Below are 16,654 nucleotides of genomic sequence, written 5' to 3'. Positions count from 1 at the left end.
TCAAGGAACGGACGCTTCCTTTGTACTCACCCTCTCGGGCTTTCCTCCGGGCGCTTCCCTTCGTGTTTCCAACCTTACCAGATCCGTTTTCCGTTCCGTTTCCGGTCGGAGTTTGTTTCCGGCGGCCAGTTGGGAGGCCTTTGCCTACTTGATTGCCTTGCGGCTTTCTTTCAGCGAGTCCGACTTTATCAGAAGTTTTCGGCCGGTCTTGCCGGCTCTATTTTCTTGACTGTCTGGAATGGCTTCTGTGGAATTGAATTCCAGGAAGCAGGCTAGATACTAGCCGTTGCCGGTGACTCTGTCGAGTTCTAGGCAACTGTTCGAATCTACCTCCCCACGCTTCCCGTGTCAACGGTTTTTGTGGGGCAAGGAGGAGACTAGCAGCCCTGGGGAGGTGCCCGCACATCAGGCTGCGGTCGGAACGGAGGCGCTGCGTTCCGCCTCCTCGACGTCTCCCGTCCCGCCGGCCCGTACAGCACGGCCGCCCAGGACGTACACGTACGCGAGGAAGGCGGCCTCGGCTGCGACTCCGATGGTGATGCGGGCCCAGGTGGGGAGTCCCGACGGGGTGACGAAGCCTTCGATGGCCCCCGAGACGAACAGGACCAGGGCGAGGCCCATCGCCATGCCGAGTGCGGCTCGGCCCTCCTCGGCGAGGGCCGTTCGGCGCGTGCGGGGGCCCGGGTCGATGACGGTCCAGCCGAGGCGCAGCCCCGTTCCCGCTGCCACGAAGACCGCGGTCAGTTCCAGGAGGCCGTGCGGGAGGATCAGGCCGAGGAAGGTGTCGAGGCGTCCCGCCGAGGACATCAGGCCGATGCCCACACCGACGTTGAGCATGTTCTGGAAGAGGATCCAGACGACCGGCAGGCAGAGGAAGGCGCCGAGGACCAGGCACATCGCCGCCGCCTGGGCGTTGTTCGTCCACACCTGGGCGGCGAACGACGCCGCGGGATGGCTGGAGTAATAGGTCTCGTACTGGCCGCCTGGGCGGGTCAGCTCCCGCAGCTCCTCCGGGGCCGCGATCGAGGACTGGACCTCGGGGTGGGTGCCGATCCACCACCCCAGCAGGACTGCGACCGCCGTGGAGAGCAGTGCGGTGGGGACCCACCAGTGCCGGGAGCGGTAGACCGCGGCCGGAAAGCCGTGGGTCAGGAAACGCGTCACGTCGCGCCAGGAGGCTCGGCGCGTGCCTGTCACCGCACTGCGCGCGCGTGCCACCAGCCGACTGAGGCGGCCGGTGAGCTGGGGGTCCGGGGCGCTGGACTGGATCAGGGAGAGGTGGGTCGCCGTGCGTTGGTAGAGGATGACGAGTTCGTCGGCCTCGGCACCGGTGAGGCGTCGCCGGCGCTGCAGGAGCGCTTCGAGCCGGTCCCATTCCGCGCGGTGGGCGTACACGAAGACGTCGAGGTCCATCGGGTCAGCTGCTCCTCGGCTGCTCGTCGTGTGGTCAGCTTGTCGCACTGCGGCGGGATGTGCCCTCAGCTTGGCAGACTGTCTGCCCTCGGGGCGGTCGGGGGAAGGACGGCGTACGTGAGTGAGCTTGTGACGGGCGAGGCGGTGGCGCTGGAGTTGCGCCCCGCGAAGTTGCCGAGCCGGGTCCTGGCCGTGGCGCTCGACCTGGTGGTGGCGGTCACCGCGTACGTCGTCGTGACCCTGATCCTCGTGGCGACCACTGCCGCTCTCGACGACGCGGCGCGGATGGCGGTGTCCATCGCCGCGTTCCTGCTGCTCCTGGTCGGTGGGCCCATCGCCGTGGAGACGCTCAGCCACGGCAGGTCGCTCGGGAAGCTGGCCTGCGGGCTGCGTGTGGTGCGCGACGACGGCGGGCCGATCCGGTTCCGGCACGCGCTGGTGCGCGGCGCGGTCGGGGTGGTCGAGATCCTGATGACGTTCGGGATCATCGCGTGCATCGCGTCGCTCGTCTCGGAGCGCGGCCGGCGGCTCGGCGACGTGTTCGCCGGGACCCTGGTCGTCCGCGAGCGCATTCCCGTGTCGCACTCGGCCTTCGTCCCCCCGCCGCCGCCCTGGCTGACGGGGCGGTTCGCCGAACTCGACCTGTCCGCGGTTCCCGACGGGCTGTGGCTGGAAGTTCGGCAGTACCTGACGCGTATGCGGCAGCTCGATCCGCAGGTCGGCTGGTCCATGGCGCAGCGGCTCGCGGCCGAGGTGGCCGGGCACACCGGGACTCCGGCGCCGCACGGTGTTCCGGCGGCGGCGTACCTGGCGGCCGTCATTCAGGAGCGCCAGGCCCGCGAGATCAGGCGGGCCATGAGCGGCGGGAGCGGCCCCTTCGGGGGCGGGGCTCCGGTGGGTTCGGGTGTTCCGGGTGCGGTGCCCACACCGCCACCGCCCGTGTCGCCGTACGACGTGGCAGAGCCGCAGCCGCAGGGATGGGTGTCGCAGCCGGTGCCTGTGGTGGCGCCGCCCGCCGCTGCCCCCGCTGCCCCCGCTCAGGGTGCCGGCCCGGAGGGGCCCGGCACCGGCTTCGTCCCGCCTGCCTGAGTTCGCGGCGGGGCCCGCCGGTGCTCCATACCCCGCCTGTTCGGCCTTTCGTCCGACCGTCCGGGCGCCTTCGTCAGTTGAAGACCGACGGGGGTGTTTCGAGGTCCTCCAGCTCGATGCCGGGGGCCGAGAGCACCACGTCGCCGGAGAGGTGAACGGCGTGCTGCTCACCGGTGTCCAGGGCTGTGACCTGGTATTCCTCCACGATCAGCGGCCCGTTGTCAGTGGCGTGTGCTTCTCTCGTGATCAGGGCCCAGGACTGGTCGAGGGTGCGCGGGGCGAGGACCGGGTCCGTCAGGGCGACGAGGCGTACGCGGGTGGCGGAGGCATCGGGGGTGAGGCGCAGCAGACGTGCGGTGGCGACGAGGAACGCCGGGGACGTGCCGGTGAAGGCGTGGGCGCGGACATTGCCTTCGGTGGCGTGCGTTCCGGTGGGGTCGGTGCGGACCCAGGTGACGCCGTCGAGGGCGGCACCGCGGACCTGCCAGCCCGAGGCGTGGAGTTCGAGACGGATGGGACGGCCGAGGTCGTCGAGGGCGAGATCGACGGAGCCGAGGGAGGTGTCGCTTCCCGGGGTCTCCGCGCGGCCGGTGCCTGAGGGGGGTGTCAGCTGGGAGACGTAGCGCCAGCCGGAGGGGCCGGGCGCGCAGTGGAAGCGTTCGTCGGCGAGAGGGGTGTGATCGTGCGGGTCATGGAGCGAATAGCGGCCGCGGGGCATGGTGGCTCGGGTCCTCTTAGGGGGGCAGGCCCCCGCCGGTGACGGCGAGGGCCTGCTGACAACCGTTGGCTGAGCGCGGGGCTCAGTAGCGGTAGTGGTCCGACTTGTACGGGCCCTCGACCTCGACGCCGATGTACGAGGCCTGCTCGGGGCGGAGCGTCGTGAGCTTCACGCCGAGCGAGTCGAGGTGGAGTCGGGCGACCTTCTCGTCGAGGTGCTTGGGCAGCACGTAGACGTCGATCGGGTAGTCCTGGGGCTTGGTGAACAGCTCGATCTGGGCCAGGGTCTGGTCCGCGAACGAGTTGGACATGACGAACGACGGGTGGCCGGTCGCGTTGCCCAGGTTCAGCAGGCGGCCCTCGGAGAGGACGATGATCACCTTGCCGTCGGGGAACTTCCAGGTGTGGACCTGCGGCTTGACCTCGTCCTTGACGATGCCCGGGATCTGGGCGAGGCCGAGCATGTCGATCTCGTTGTCGAAGTGGCCGATGTTTCCGACGATCGCCTGGTGCTTCATCTTGGCCATGTCCGAGGCCATGATGATGTCCTTGTTGCCGGTCGTGGTGACGAAGATGTCGGCCTTGTCGACGACCTCGTCGAGCGTCGTGACCTGGAACCCGTCCATCGCCGCCTGCAGTGCGCAGATCGGGTCGATCTCGGTGATGATCACGCGGGCGCCCTGGCCGCGCAGGGACTCCGCGCAGCCCTTGCCCACGTCGCCGTAGCCGAAGACGACGGCGGTCTTGCCGCCGATCAGGACGTCGGTGGCGCGGTTGATGCCGTCGATCAGGGAGTGGCGGCAGCCGTACTTGTTGTCGAACTTCGACTTGGTGACGGCGTCGTTCACGTTGATCGCCGGGAACAGGAGCGAGCCGTCACGGTGCATCTCGTACAGGCGGTGGACGCCGGTCGTGGTCTCCTCGGTCACGCCGCGGATCTCCGAGGCGAGCTGGGTCCACTTCTGCGAGCCGTCGGAGATCGTCCGGTTCAGGAGTTCCAGGACGACCCGGTGCTCCTCGTTCTCGGCGGTGTCCACGGACGGGACCTTGCCGTCCTTCTCGTACTCGACGCCCTTGTGGACGAGAAGGGTGGCGTCGCCACCGTCGTCCAGGATCATGTTCGGGCCGCCGGTGGGGGTGTTCGGCCAGGTCAGCGCCTGCTCCGTGCACCACCAGTACTCCTCCAGGGTCTCGCCCTTCCAGGCGAAGACCGGGACGCCGCGGGGGTTGTCCACCGTGCCCTCGGGGCCCACCGCGATGGCCGCGGCGGCGTGGTCCTGGGTGGAGAAGATGTTGCAGGAGGCCCAGCGGACCTCGGCGCCCAGGGCGACGAGGGTCTCGATGAGCACGGCGGTCTGCACGGTCATGTGCAGGGAGCCGGTGACGCGGGCGCCGGCCAGCGGCTGCGCCTCGGCGTACTCCCGGCGGATCGACATCAGGCCGGGCATCTCGTGCTCGGCGAGGGTGATCTCCTTGCGGCCGAACTCGGCCAGGGAAAGATCGGCGACCTTGAAGTCCTGTCGGCTGTCGACAGTGGTCATTCGAGCTGCTCCTCGGGTTGGGGCGAGGTGGTCACGGTCTGGTCTGCGCGACGGCGGGCACGGTGAGTGCCCACGGGACGCACCGGGACACACGAATGCCCGGTGCCGTTGCGCAGCACATCCGTCGGAGGCCCTCTCTCCCTCGGACGACCACGTGGGCCGCCCGACCGCCATCAGCAGCGACGTCTGGCTCGGTTACGAATCTACACCGATCGGCGCGGCGGGCCCCAGTCCGCCTCCGGACAGAACAAGTGGACTGGCCGGGTCCGGCGGGGTGCGGACAAGGGGGCGCAGGGCAGGAGCACCCGGGATTTCCGGGGCGTTGATCCGCCGCGAGGTCTGCTGCAGGATGCCGGGGATCGGGACCGAGCGCGGTCCGACGGACCGCGACCCCACACACGGAACCGAGAGATCCCCCGCACAACGGCGCAAGGAGATCCACGTGACCAGTCCGGCCGGAATTCCCCCCACGGACGGCGGCGAGCGGCAGCGGTTGAAGCTGCTCGCGGTGACCGCGTGCCCCACCGGCATAGCCCACACCTACATGGCCGCCGAGAAGCTCTCGCAGGCGGCCGAGCGGCTCGGCGTCGACATCAAGGTGGAGACGCAGGGCTCGATCGGGGCCGAGAACGTACTCTCCGACAACGATGTCAAATCCGCTGACGGCGTCATCGTCGCAGCGGACAAGGACGTGGACCTGAGCCGGTTCGCGGGCAAGCGGATGGTGACGGTCGGGGTCGCCGAGGGGATTCGGCATCCCGAGCGGCTCATCGAGCGCGTGCGGACCGCACCCGTGCACGCGGCCGACGCGGGCTCCGGTGCCGGAGCCCCCGTGCCCGCGAACGGCGGTGCGGGCGGCGGCAAGGAGCGGAGCCTCGCGTACAAGGCGCTGATGAACGGTGTCAGCTTCATGATCCCGTTCGTCGTGGTCGGCGGGCTGCTGATCGCGGTCTCGTTGTCGCTCGGCGGTCACACGGATCCGTCCGGCGGCCTGGTCATCCCGAAGGACTCCTTCTGGATGGACATCAACAACATCGGTGTCATCGGGTTCCAGCTGATGGTGCCGATCCTGTCCGGATACATCGCGTACGCGATCGGTGACCGCCCGGCGCTGGTGCCCGGCATGATCGGCGGGTGGATCGCCAACACCGGTTCGCTCTACGACTCCGAGGCCGGCGCTGGCTTCATCGGGGCGATCGTGACCGGCTTCCTGGCCGGCTACCTGGTGCTGTGGATCAAGAAGGTCCGCGTCCCGGGGTTCGTACGGCCGATCATGCCGATCATCGTGATCCCGATCGTGGCGACGACCGTGCTCGGACTGTTCTTCGTCCATGTGATCGGCGGGCCGGTCTCCTGGGTCTTCGAGCACCTCACGGACTGGCTCGGCGGGATGACCGGGAGCAGTGCCGTGCTGCTCGGGGCGATCCTGGGGCTGATGATCGCGTTCGACATGGGCGGACCGGTCAACAAGACGGCGTTCCTGTTCGGCGCCGGGCTCATCGCGACCGGCAACCAGGCCGTCATGGGCATGTGCGCGGCCGCGATTCCGGTGATGCCGCTCGGCCAGGGACTGGCCACGCTGCTCCGCAGGCGGCTCTACACCGAGCAGGAGCGGGAGGCGGGTCCGGCCGCGCTGTTCATGGGCCTGTTCGGGATCTCCGAGGGTGCCATCCCGTTCGCCGCCGCCCGCCCCGCCCAGGTCATCCCGGCCAACATGCTCGGCGGCGCGGTGGCCGGGGCAGTCGCGGGTCTGGCCGGGGTGGAGGACGCGGTGCCGCACGGTGGGCCGATCGTGGCGGTGCTGGGGGCCGTGAGCGGCGTACCGATGTTCTTCGTGGCCGTGGTCGCCGGGACGGCGGTGACCGCGTTGACGACCGTCGCGCTCGTCGACGTCGCCGAGCGCCGACGGGGCGGGGCGGCCGCGGCCGGGGTTCCGGCCGCCGAGCGCCGTCGGGGCGGGGCGGCCGCGGCCGGGGTTCCGGCGCGGACCGGGCCGGTCCCCGCCGGAGCCCTCGCGGGCGGCGGCGGTGCCGGTGACGTGGTCGCGACAGCCGGTGCCGTGGCCGGTGGCGGCCCTGACGGGGTGCTCGCGTCGACGGTTCCGGCGCAGTCGGGGGCACCGGCGGCCGAGCAGGCAAGCGCCTCGCCGGACGCCTCCCCGGACAGTGGGCCGGAGGCGACCGCGGGAACCGAGCGGTCCGGGGAGTCGGGCCGGGCGGGCGAGGTGTCCGGCGTGTCCGAGGGGGCGGACGGTGAGGTGCTGTCCGGTCATCTCACCGCGCGGAGCGTCAAGGTCGGGCTCGAAGCCGTCGGCAAGGAGGCGGCGATCCGGGAGATGGCGGAGCTGCTGGCCGGCACGGGCCGGGTCGCGGACGTGGAGGAGCTGGTGCGCACCGCGCTGCGGCGGGAGGAGCAGGGCACGACGGGTCTCGGTGAGGAGATCGCCGTGCCGCACGCGAAGACCGACGCCGTCACCACTCCCGCGGTCGGCTTCGCGCGCTCGGCCGAGGGGGTCGAGTGGGGTTCGCCCGACGGTACGAGGGCCCGGTTGATCTTCATGATCGCCGTGCCGGAGGCCGCGGCCGGGGACGAGCACCTGCGGATTCTCGCGCTGCTGGCCCGGAAGCTGATGGACGCCGGGTTCCGGGAGCGGCTGTCGGCCGCGCCCGACGAGGCCGCCGTTCTCGACGTGCTGCGCGAGATCCGCTAGCGGTACGGGATCGGGCGGGCGCGTGTGCCGGTCCCGACCCCGTGGTGGGGCGGGACCGGGCACGCGAACGCGACCGGGGCCCGCCGAATGGTTCGGCGGGCCCCGGTCGCGTTCGCGCTCGCATCCTCGGTCGCGTTCGCGCCGCGAGGTCGTGTCGCTCGGTTCGCGTCAGTGTTCGCCGGGCGCCGCGGGCTGCGCCGGGCCGCCGGGCAGCGCGTCGCTGTCGGCACCCTTGGCGGCCTCGGACTCACTGAAGATGTCGGGCTCCAGGTAGATGACACGGGCGATCGGGACGGCCTCGCGGACGCGGGCCTCGGCGGCGTTGATCGCCTCGGCGACCTCGGTGGCCGTCTCGTCGTGCTGGACCGCGATCTTCGCGGCGACCAGCAGCTCCTCGGGGCCGAGGTGGAGCGTACGCATGTGGATGATGCGGGTGACCTTCTCGCCGTCGACGATCGCCGCCTCGATCTTCCTGACGTCCTCGACGCCGGCGGCCTCGCCCAGGAGCAGCGACTTGGTCTCGGCGGCCAGGACGATCGCGATCAGGATCAGCAGGACACCGATGCACAGCGTGCCGATGCCGTCCCAGACGCCGTCGCCGGTCGCCAGGGCCAGGCCGACGCCGCCGAGCGCGAGCACCAGGCCGACGAGCGCGCCCAGGTCCTCCAGCAGGACGACGGGCAGCTCGGGCGCCTTGGCGTGGCGTACGAACTGCGTCCAGGACTGCTTCCCGCGCAGGACGTTGGACTCCTTGATGGCCGTCCGGAAGGAGAAGGTCTCGGCGATGATGGCGAACACGAGGACGCCGACCGGCCAGTACCAGTGGTCGATCTCGTGCGGGTGCTTAATCTTCTCGAAGCCCTCGTAGATCGCGAACATGCCGCCGACCGTGAACAGGACGATCGAGACGAGGAAGGCGTAGATGTAGCGCTCACGGCCGTAGCCGAAGGGGTGTTGAGGGGTCGCCTCGCGCTGCGCCTTCTTGCCGCCGAGGAGCAGCAGGCCCTGGTTGCCGGAGTCGGCGAGCGAGTGCACGGACTCGGCCAGCATCGACGACGAACCACTGAAGAGGAACGCCACGAACTTCGCTACCGCGATCGCGAGGTTGGCGGCCAGTGCCGCCACGATCGCCTTGGTGCCGCCTGACGCACTCATGTGTTCCCGATGTCCCTTCGTCTGCCAACCCGGCTGCCGCGCCGGGCTTTGCCTGCCCTTTGCGGTGGGCCATTGTTGCAGCCCTGCCGGAGCGCGGTGTGTCAGGCCACCACGGTCGCCCTGAAGAGCGTTCCCGTACCGGACACTTCGGCCTTTTCGCCTGCCGGTACGAAGACGGACCTGCCGGGGGCGAGCGCGTGTTCACCCACGTGCGGCGAACCCGCCGTGCAGAGCAGGATCTGCGGGGTGCGCAGGGACAGGTCGCGGGGTGCGACGCCGTCCGGCAGGACGAGGCGGGAGAGGCGGAACTCGTCGATGGGGGTGTCGTAGAGCTCCTCGCCGTCGGGTGACGCCTCGGGGCGCAGCACACCCGCGTCGCCCGCCTCGAAGCGGACGACGCGCAGGAGTTCGGGTACGTCGACGTGCTTGGGCGTGAGGCCGCAGCGCAGGACGTTGTCGGAGTTGGCCATGATCTCGACGCCGAGGCCGTTCAGGTACGCGTGCGGCACGCCCGCGCCGAGGAACAGTGCCTCGCCGGGCTGGAGCCGGACGTGGTTGAGCAGCATGGCGGCGATGACGCCGGGGTCGCCGGGGTAGTGGTGGGCGATACCGGCGTACGGGGCGTGCGCGCCGCCGAGCCGGTCGCAGGCCGCGGCGGTCTCGGCGACCGTGGCGGCCATCTCCTCGCGGTCCGCGGAGAGCACGGCCGTCAACACCTCGCGCAGCGCGGCCTCTTCGGGCTGGGCGCGCAGCAGGTCGACGTACGGCTTGAGGGAGTCGACCTCCAGGGCCGCGAGCAGTTCGGCGGTCTCCAGCGGCGGCCGGAAGCCGCACAGGCCGTCGAACTCCGTGAGCGCGCAGATGAGTTCGGGCTTGTGGTTGGCGTCCTTGTAGTTGCGGTGGGGCGCCTCGATCGGGACGCCCCGGCGCTCCTCGTCCTCGAAACCGGCCCTGGCCCGGGCGAGATCGGGGTGCACCTGGAGGGAGAGGGGGGCGCCGGCCGCGAGGATCTTCAGCAGGAACGGCAGGCGCGGGCCGAACCGGGCGACCGCCTCGGGGCCCAGTTCGCGCTCGGGGTCGGCGTCGATGACGTCGGTGAGGGGGCCGCGGGGTGTGCGCGACGGCGCGCCCGGGTGGGCGCCCATCCACATCTCGGCCTGCGGCTCACCGGTGGGCTCGGTGCCGAGGAGCCGCGGGATGAGCGTGGTCGAACCCCAGGCGTAGGGGCGGACGGTGTTGTCGAGGCGGTCCATGCTGTGTCGTCTTCTCCGTACGTACGCTGCTCGGCGGGCGCTGTTCGCTGCCGCGCGTCCAGGATCAGGCCCTTGAGGCGAGCGCCAGGTAAACGGCGGCGAAATCCGTGACGGCGATCAGTTCTGCGAGGGTCTCCAGGTCGCCGCCGTCCTCCGGTTCGAGTTCGCTGATCGCCGTGTCGTGGCTGAGGGCGAGTTCGCGCGCGGCGGGCGCGGCCGTACGGCCTCCGGTCGGGCGGTCGCGCAGCAGGACGACACGCGCGTGCAGGGCCTGGGCCTCCTCGACGCGGTCCCGGAAGAAGTCGTCGGGGTCGGCTCCGGCCGCCAGGGCGCCCGCGAGCAGGACGCTGTGCGCGGCGAGCGCCTCGGGCAGTTCGGCGGCGAGCGCGGGACGGCCGGCGAGTTCGGCGAGCGCGGCGACGAACCTGCGGCCCGCGGGCCCGGCGGCGTCGCCCTCGGTCCAGATCACCGGGAGGGCCTCGGCCAGTTCGGCGGCGAGCGTCTTCGCGGGGTTGCTGTAGGTGGCGATGGCGGGGCCGCAGCGCTCGGCGACGCTGTCCAGGCGGTCGGCGACCTTCTGGAGGGCGTCGGGCGGGGCGGACAGCAGGCCGGTACGGTCCAGCAGCGCGAGCAGCGGTGTGAGGAGCGCCCACAGCGAGCCGGGTGCGGAGGCGGCGGCCGGGGCCTGGGGTTCGTAGGGGGCCGTCGCCATCGGGACGGTCAGTCCGTGCGTGCCCTCGACCGTCTCGGTCAGCGGGGCGCCGGCCGGGCAGACGGCGACGACGGTCAGACCGCGCCGGTACGCCTGCTCCACGAGGAGCGACAGACCGGGCTCGCTGCCGTCGGGGGTGGCGATCAGGAGCAGGTCCACGGGGCCCGCCCAGCCGGGCAGTTCCCACAGGAGGGCACCCGCGGCGGGGGCGACTCCGCGCGGGGTGAGCCGGGTGACGGGGCAGGCGGCGCCGGCGAGCGAGCCGAGCAGGTCGGCGACACAGGTGGCGGCCAGGCCGGGGCCCGCGATCAGGATGGCTCGCGGGCGGCCGTCGGGTTTCAGCTCGCCGATCCCGGCCTCGGTGGCGTGCCGTACGGCGGTGCGTACGCGGGCGCCGGCCTCGGCTGCGCCGCGGAGCAGGTCCCGCCGGTCGGCGCGGGTCAGCGCCTCCTGGTCGTCGAGGAGCGATTCGTCGAGCATGGGGTGCAGCCTCCGAAACCGGGCGGGGGTCGCCTCGTCGTGGGTCTACGCGGGGCGGCGGGCCTCGTCCACCAGCAGGACCGGGATGCCGTCGCGGACGGGGTACGCCAGACCGCAGTCCTGGCCGGTGCAGATCAGCTCGGCTTCCTGCTCCTTGATCGGGGCGTGGCAGGCCGGGCAGGCGAGGATCTCCAGAAGGCCGGCTTCGAGCGGCATGGGGTGTCCCTTCGGGGCGGTTCGGTGCGGTGATGCGGCCTGGTCAGGGTACCGCTGCGGGAGGCGGGACGCCGGGGGGTGTGCTTCCCGGCCCGCCCGGTGCCCTCGGCTCCCCCGAAGTGCCCACGGCTCGACCGGTGCCGCCGCCACACCCCTCCTCCCGCGTTCCCGCTGCCCGGGGCGCGGCACTCCTGCGCTGGGGCCCGGTGGAACCGGGTGACGCGACAGCCCGGCTCCGGCGAGGCTCGGTGCGCCAGGCACCGCCGGAGTGAGCCGGGCACCTCCCCGGTCGGGCTCGGACTCGGTCGGGCTCGGACTCGGTCGGGCTCGGACTCGGTCGGGCTCGGACTCGGTGGAGCCGAACGCCCGATGCGGCGCCGCGTCGCACCTCGGGGCCCCGGGGTGGAGCGGGGCTCGGCGGAGCCGGCGATCCCCGCGCCGCGCGCCCCCGCAGCCCGGCTCGGGCGACACGGCATCCCCGGTGTCGGGCCGCGTGCAGCGGCGGCCGGTCGCCGGTGGGGAGCCGCCGCGCGCACGCCGGGACGGGAACGCTCCCGCCCCGGCGGTGGCCGACCCGATGACGGCGGACCCGGGGCCCGCCGGACGGTCGGCCGGAAGGTCGGCCGGACGGTCAGCCGCGGATGATCGCGAGCACCTCGTCCCGCACCGCGGCCATCGTCGCCTCGTCGCGCGCCTCCGCGTTGAGGCGGAGGAGGGGCTCGGTGTTGGAGGGGCGGACGTTGAACCACCAGTCGGCGGCGGAGACCGTGAGGCCGTCGAGCTCGTCGAGGGTGACGCCCTCGCGGCCCTCGTAGGCCGTCCTGATCGCGGCGAGGCGGGCCGTCTGGTCGTCGACCGTGGAGTTGATCTCGCCCGAGCCGGCGTAGCGGTCGTACTGGGCGACGAGCGCGGAGAGCGTGCCCTCCTGACCGCCGAGCGCGGCGAGGACGTGGAGCGCGGCGAGCATGCCCGTGTCCGCGTTCCAGAAGTCCTTGAAGTAGTAGTGCGCCGAGTGTTCACCGCCGAAGATCGCCCCGGAGGCCGCCATCTCGGCCTTGATGAACGAGTGGCCGACGCGGGTGCGGACCGGGGTGCCGCCGTTCTCGCGGACGACCTCGGGCACCGACCAGGACGTGATCAGGTTGTGGATGACCGTGCCCTTGCCGCCGTGCCTGGCCAGCTCGCGGGCGGCGACCAGGGCCGTGACGGCGGACGGCGAGACGGGCTCGCCGCGCTCGTCGACGACGAAGCAGCGGTCCGCGTCGCCGTCGAAGGCGATGCCGAGGTCGGCGCCCTCCTCGCGGACGCGCTTCTGGAGGTCGACGATGTTCGCCGGGTCCAGGGGGTTCGCCTCGTGGTTGGGGAACGTGCCGTCCAGCTCGAAGTACATCGGGACGAGCTCGAGGGGCAGCCCGGCGAAGACGGTCGGGACGGTGTGCCCGCCCATGCCGTTGCCCGCGTCGACGACGACCTTCAGGGGGCGGATCGAGGACAGGTCGACGAGGTGCAGCAGGTGCGCCGCGTAGTCCTCCAGCGTGTCCCGCGCGCTGATCGTGCCCGGCGTCGCGTCCGTGGCGGGGGCGCCCGCGTCGATCCAGGACTCGACGAGCTCGCGGATCTCCGCGAGGCCGGTGTCCTGCCCGACCGGGGCCGCGCCCGCGCGGCACATCTTGATGCCGTTGTACTGCGCCGGGTTGTGCGAGGCCGTGAACATGGCGCCCGGGAGCCCGAACGCGCCGGACGCGTAGTAGAGCTGGTCCGTCGAGCACAGCCCGATCTCGGTCACGTCGACGCCCCGCGCCGCCGCGCCGCGCGCAAAGGCCCGCGACAGGCCCGGTGACGAGGGACGCATGTCGTGACCCGTCACGATCGCCTCCGCACCCGTCACCTGCACGAAGGCGGCCCCGAACAGCTCGGCCAGTGTCTCGTCCCACTGGTCCGGGACCACCCCGCGGACGTCGTACGCCTTCACGATCTGCGACAGATCAGCAGCCACGGCCAACCCTCCTGGAGTCCTCATCGATGACCCCAAGCTACCCGCACGGAGCCGCACCCGGCCGTGCAGGACCCGAGCGGGCACAACCGGACTTACGGAAGCATCCATTCCAGAACGGGCGAACTCTGCCCGACGACGATCAGACACATGACCAGCAGCAGTCCGAGGCTCCACGGCAGCACCTTGCGCAGCAGGTCCCCCTCCCGGCCCGCCAGGCCGACCGCCGCGCAGGCGATGGTCAGGTTCTGCGGAGAGATCATCTTGCCGAGGACGCCGCCCGAGCTGTTGGCGGCCGCGAGGAGTTCCGGGGACAGTCCGGACTCCCGGGCGGCGGTCACCTGCAGGGCGCCGAACAGCGCGTTGGCCGAGGTGTCCGATCCGGAGACGGCCACCCCGAACCAGCCGAGGACCGGCGAGAGGAAGGCCAGTCCGGCGCCCGCCGCCGCGACGAAGTGGCCGATCGTGGCCGCCTGCCCGGAAAGGTTCATCACGTACGCGAGCGCGAGCACCGAGGTGACGGTGAGGATCGCGTACCTCAACTCGTGGACGGTGGCGGCCCATTCCTTGAGCGCCGCACGCGCGCGGACCCCGAGCACGACGGCCGTGCACACCCCGGCGAGCAGCACCAGGGTGCCGCCGGTGGAGACGATCGGCCAGGTGAAGACGTTGCCGCCGACGGGCTCGCCGTCCGGGTCCACGACGTTCAGGAAGGGCCAGTCGAAGATGCGGGTCGCCTTCGCCAACTGGTCCTTGACCAGGGGGATCTGCGCGACGGAGAAGATCACGACGATGAGCGCGTACGGGGCGTACGCCCGCAGCACCTCGCGGCGCAGGTCGTCCTCGTCCAGGTCCTCGCTGCGTACGCCCGTCAGGACCGCGGCGCGTACGGGCTCGGCGGCCGGCCTGCGCGCGCGGGGCACCGCCATCAGCGCGCCCGCCCCGGCCAGCGCGGCCCCGATGTCGGCGAGTTGGGCGGAGAGGTAGTTGGACGCGGCGAACTGGGCGACGGCGAAGGCGAATCCACAGGCCAGGGCGGGCACCCAGGTCTCGCGCAGCCCGCGCCGCCCGTCCACCAGGCCGACGAGCACCAGCGGCACCACGAGGGCGAGCAGCGGCGTCTGCCTGCCCACGACGGAGGCCACTGAGTCCAGCGGCAGCCCGGTGACCTGGGCCAGGGTCACCACCGGTGTGCCCATCGCCCCGAAGGCGACCGGGGCGGTGTTGGCGACCAGCGCGACCACGGCCGCCCGGACTGGGTCGAAGCCGAGCGCGACCAGCATCACGGAGCAGATCGCGACGGGCGCGCCGAAGCCCGCGAGGGCCTCCAGGAGCGCGCCGAAGCAGAACGCGACGACGAGCGCCTGGATGCGCGGGTCGTCGGAGAGCCGGCCGAAGGAGCGGCGCAGGATGTCGAAGTGCCGGGTGCGGACGGTCATCCGGTACACCCAGAGGGCGTTGACGACGATCCACAGGATGGGGAAGAGCCCGAACACCGCGCCCTGGGCGGCGGCGGAGAGCGTCTGGCCGACCGGCATCCCGTACGCGAGCCAGGCGACCAGGGCGGCGGACGCGAGGCCGATCAGGCCCGCCAGGTGGGCCTTCATGCGCACACCGCCCAGCAGGACGAGCACGATCACGAGCGGCAGTGTCGCGACGAGCGCGGACAGCGCGAGCGAGCCGGCCACGGGCTCGAGTTCCTGGACGTACACGGAGCCTCCCCCGGATTCCGCGATGCGGAAAGCGATTTCTCACGGGCAGGGGAATGGTCATGTCCGCGACAAGGTCACGTCAATGCCTGTGCACCGTTCAATGAAACGACCGGGGGAGTGCCGCCGAGGGGAGGCGGCGCGAAGTCCCCTGCCGCGCGGGGCCGTTGGACTGTGGGGCGGGTCAGGAGTCCGGGGAACGCAGCACCCGCAGATGGCCGCGGCGCGCGACCTCTCTCGGGTCGGCCGCACGGGAGGCTCCACCCTGCTGCCCGGCACGCTCCTGCGGACGGGCCGCCTCGCGTACGGCGTTGGCGAGCGCCTCGAGGTCGTCGCCGCTGGGGCGGGACGGGGCGGAGGCGTCGGCGAGCCGGACGACCTCCCAGCCGCGCGGGGCGGTGAGGCGCTCGGAGTGCTCGGCGCACAGGTCGTAGCAGTGGGGTTCGGCGTAGGTGGCGAGCGGGCCGAGGACCGCGGTCGAGTCGGCGTAGACGTACGTCAGCGTCGCTACGGCGGGACGGCCGCAAGCGGTGCGCGAACAGCGACGTACAGGGCTCACGATGTTGGACGGTACCGCACTCTTGAGCGGGCCGCGACGACTCTCCCCCAGGTCACCCCACCGTGTCGCCCCGCGGGGCCCGGCGGACGGGGGTCGGGACAGGTCTTCTCGACCTGCGCGTACGGGTGTTGACGAAAAGTCGGCCGAACTCGGCGGCGGTCGCGAGATGGTGCAAACCTTGTCAACCAACGCGATTGCCACGACCCCGGAAACGCACGGAAACAAGCCCGATGTTGGCTTGAACGGTCATCCGGCGACATCTCTGTCAACGCGGCAGACACCGGCGCCGTGTGCGCCGCCGTCGCGCCGCGGGGGCCCGGCCCGGACCGCCCGGTGCGGGGACCGACCGGCGACGGGGAGGCGCCCCCGGGGAAGGAGCGGCGGAGAGAGCCAGGGAGGCGACGGGGCTCGGGCGGCGCGTGCGGGGCGGGAGGACGGGGACGGGCGCGCGTGCGGGGCGGGAAGGCGGGGACGGGCGCGCGTGCGGGGCGGGAAGGCGGGGACGGGCGCGCGTGCGGGGCCGCTGCCGTGTGGGGACGGGGCGGGGGGACTACTCTTCGTCAGTGATGGACAACCCCGTACCGCCCCGTGCCGCCGACCCCAGGCCCCGTCGTCGTGACCGCCACGGGCGGGGGATGCGCGGGCCCGTCGCGCCGCCGCAGGTGCCGCTCTCCGCGAGCCGGGCCGAGGCGTTCACCGATCTGGTGCAGGACTCCGTGGAACGGCTGGAGCGGCGCTGGCCGCAGCTCGCCGACATCGAGTTCATGGTGCTGGAAGTGCCCCGCCTGGACCCGGCGCGGGACGGCGGCTGGGGCGACGAGGGCGTACCCCTGGGCGGCACCATCGCCGCCCGAGAGGGCCGGCCCGCCCATGTCGTCGTCTACCGGCGGCCGGTGGAGATCCGCACCAAGGGGCGCGACGAGCGGGCCGCGCTGGTGCACGAGGTCGTGGTGGAGCAGGTCGCCGAGCTGCTCGGGCTGACCCCGGAGACCGTCGACCCCCGCTACGGCGAGGACTGAGCCGCGGCGCCACGCTCCCCCGGCCGCCGGTTCACGGCGGTCGAGGCCGTCCGGAGGTCGGAGGCGCACGTGTACGCCTCCGACGTCC

Annotated in this window: 14 protein-coding genes; 4 read left to right on the top strand and 10 right to left on the bottom strand. The window is 72.2% G+C overall.

Annotated features, from left to right (window positions below; all coding sequences use genetic code 11):
- Positions 1 to 229 (top strand): hypothetical protein (locus tag IE265_RS38520; protein ID WP_229916414.1); only part of this gene is annotated, 229 nt, incomplete at its 5' end.
- 176 nt (positions 230 to 405) lie between these two features.
- On the opposite strand, the gene IE265_RS23265 is transcribed toward IE265_RS38520, so the two are convergent.
- Positions 406 to 1,413: a stage II sporulation protein M gene (locus IE265_RS23265; RefSeq protein ID WP_190037577.1), complete on the bottom strand. Its 1,008-nt coding sequence runs from the start codon at positions 1,411 to 1,413 to the stop codon at positions 406 to 408.
- 117 nt (positions 1,414 to 1,530) lie between these two features.
- On the opposite strand from IE265_RS23265, the gene IE265_RS23260 reads away from it, so the two are divergent.
- On the top strand, positions 1,531 to 2,502 hold the full coding sequence (locus tag IE265_RS23260; protein ID WP_190037576.1) for an RDD family protein: 972 nt from the start codon (positions 1,531 to 1,533) through the stop codon (positions 2,500 to 2,502).
- Positions 2,503 to 2,575: 73 nt separating this feature from the next.
- Here the strand turns inward: IE265_RS23260 and IE265_RS23255 are convergent, their stop codons facing one another.
- Both IE265_RS23255 and ahcY read right to left on the bottom strand, forming a co-directional pair.
- Positions 2,576 to 3,220 (bottom strand): hypothetical protein, encoded by a 645-nt coding sequence (locus IE265_RS23255; protein ID WP_190037575.1) that lies wholly within the window; start codon positions 3,218 to 3,220, stop codon positions 2,576 to 2,578.
- Between the two features lie 82 nt (positions 3,221 to 3,302).
- On the bottom strand, positions 3,303 to 4,760 hold the full coding sequence (gene ahcY, locus IE265_RS23250; RefSeq protein WP_190037574.1) for an adenosylhomocysteinase: 1,458 nt from the start codon (positions 4,758 to 4,760) through the stop codon (positions 3,303 to 3,305).
- Between the two features lie 442 nt (positions 4,761 to 5,202).
- Here ahcY and IE265_RS23245 point away from each other — a divergent pair, with 442 nt between their 5' ends.
- Positions 5,203 to 7,470 carry a fructose-specific PTS transporter subunit EIIC gene (locus tag IE265_RS23245; RefSeq protein WP_229916412.1) on the top strand — a complete coding sequence of 756 codons (2,268 nt, stop codon included), beginning with the start codon at positions 5,203 to 5,205 and terminating at the stop codon, positions 7,468 to 7,470.
- A 168-nt stretch (positions 7,471 to 7,638) separates the two neighbouring features.
- Here IE265_RS23245 and IE265_RS23240 read toward each other — a convergent pair whose 3' ends face one another.
- From IE265_RS23240 to IE265_RS23210, 7 genes are all read right to left on the bottom strand, one after another.
- Entirely contained in the window at positions 7,639 to 8,625 is a 987-nt protein-coding gene (locus IE265_RS23240; RefSeq protein WP_190037572.1) for a cation diffusion facilitator family transporter, read from the bottom strand.
- 101 nt (positions 8,626 to 8,726) lie between these two features.
- The gene (manA, locus tag IE265_RS23235) at positions 8,727 to 9,878 is read right to left on the bottom strand and encodes a mannose-6-phosphate isomerase, class I (protein ID WP_190037571.1); all 1,152 of its coding nucleotides are present in this window, start codon (positions 9,876 to 9,878) and stop codon (positions 8,727 to 8,729) included.
- Between the two features lie 64 nt (positions 9,879 to 9,942).
- On the bottom strand, positions 9,943 to 11,070 hold the full coding sequence (locus tag IE265_RS23230) for an SIS domain-containing protein (protein ID WP_190037570.1): 1,128 nt from the start codon (positions 11,068 to 11,070) through the stop codon (positions 9,943 to 9,945).
- A gap of 45 nt (positions 11,071 to 11,115) precedes the next feature.
- A complete protein-coding gene (locus tag IE265_RS23225; RefSeq protein WP_190037569.1) occupies positions 11,116 to 11,286 on the bottom strand; it encodes a Trm112 family protein in 171 nt (56 codons plus the stop codon).
- Between the two features lie 631 nt (positions 11,287 to 11,917).
- Positions 11,918 to 13,282 carry a phosphomannomutase/phosphoglucomutase gene (locus tag IE265_RS23220; RefSeq protein ID WP_190037568.1) on the bottom strand — a complete coding sequence of 455 codons (1,365 nt, stop codon included), beginning with the start codon at positions 13,280 to 13,282 and terminating at the stop codon, positions 11,918 to 11,920.
- Positions 13,283 to 13,374: 92 nt separating this feature from the next.
- Entirely contained in the window at positions 13,375 to 14,991 is a 1,617-nt protein-coding gene (locus IE265_RS23215) for an L-lactate permease (RefSeq protein ID WP_190037567.1), read from the bottom strand.
- 181 nt (positions 14,992 to 15,172) lie between these two features.
- Positions 15,173 to 15,598 (bottom strand): DUF3499 domain-containing protein, encoded by a 426-nt coding sequence (locus IE265_RS23210; protein WP_190037593.1) that lies wholly within the window; start codon positions 15,596 to 15,598, stop codon positions 15,173 to 15,175.
- 515 nt (positions 15,599 to 16,113) lie between these two features.
- Here IE265_RS23210 and IE265_RS23205 point away from each other — a divergent pair.
- The gene (locus IE265_RS23205; RefSeq protein WP_190037592.1) at positions 16,114 to 16,566 is read left to right on the top strand and encodes a metallopeptidase family protein; all 453 of its coding nucleotides are present in this window, start codon (positions 16,114 to 16,116) and stop codon (positions 16,564 to 16,566) included.
- The last annotated feature ends 88 nt before the right edge of the window (positions 16,567 to 16,654 follow it).

Source organism: Streptomyces fructofermentans (genome assembly GCF_014651055.1).
In the GTDB taxonomy this organism is placed as follows: Bacteria; Actinomycetota; Actinomycetes; order Streptomycetales; family Streptomycetaceae; genus Streptomyces; species Streptomyces fructofermentans.
Note: the sequence above shows the minus strand (reverse complement) of the source record. Positions and strands in the feature narration are given on the sequence as shown.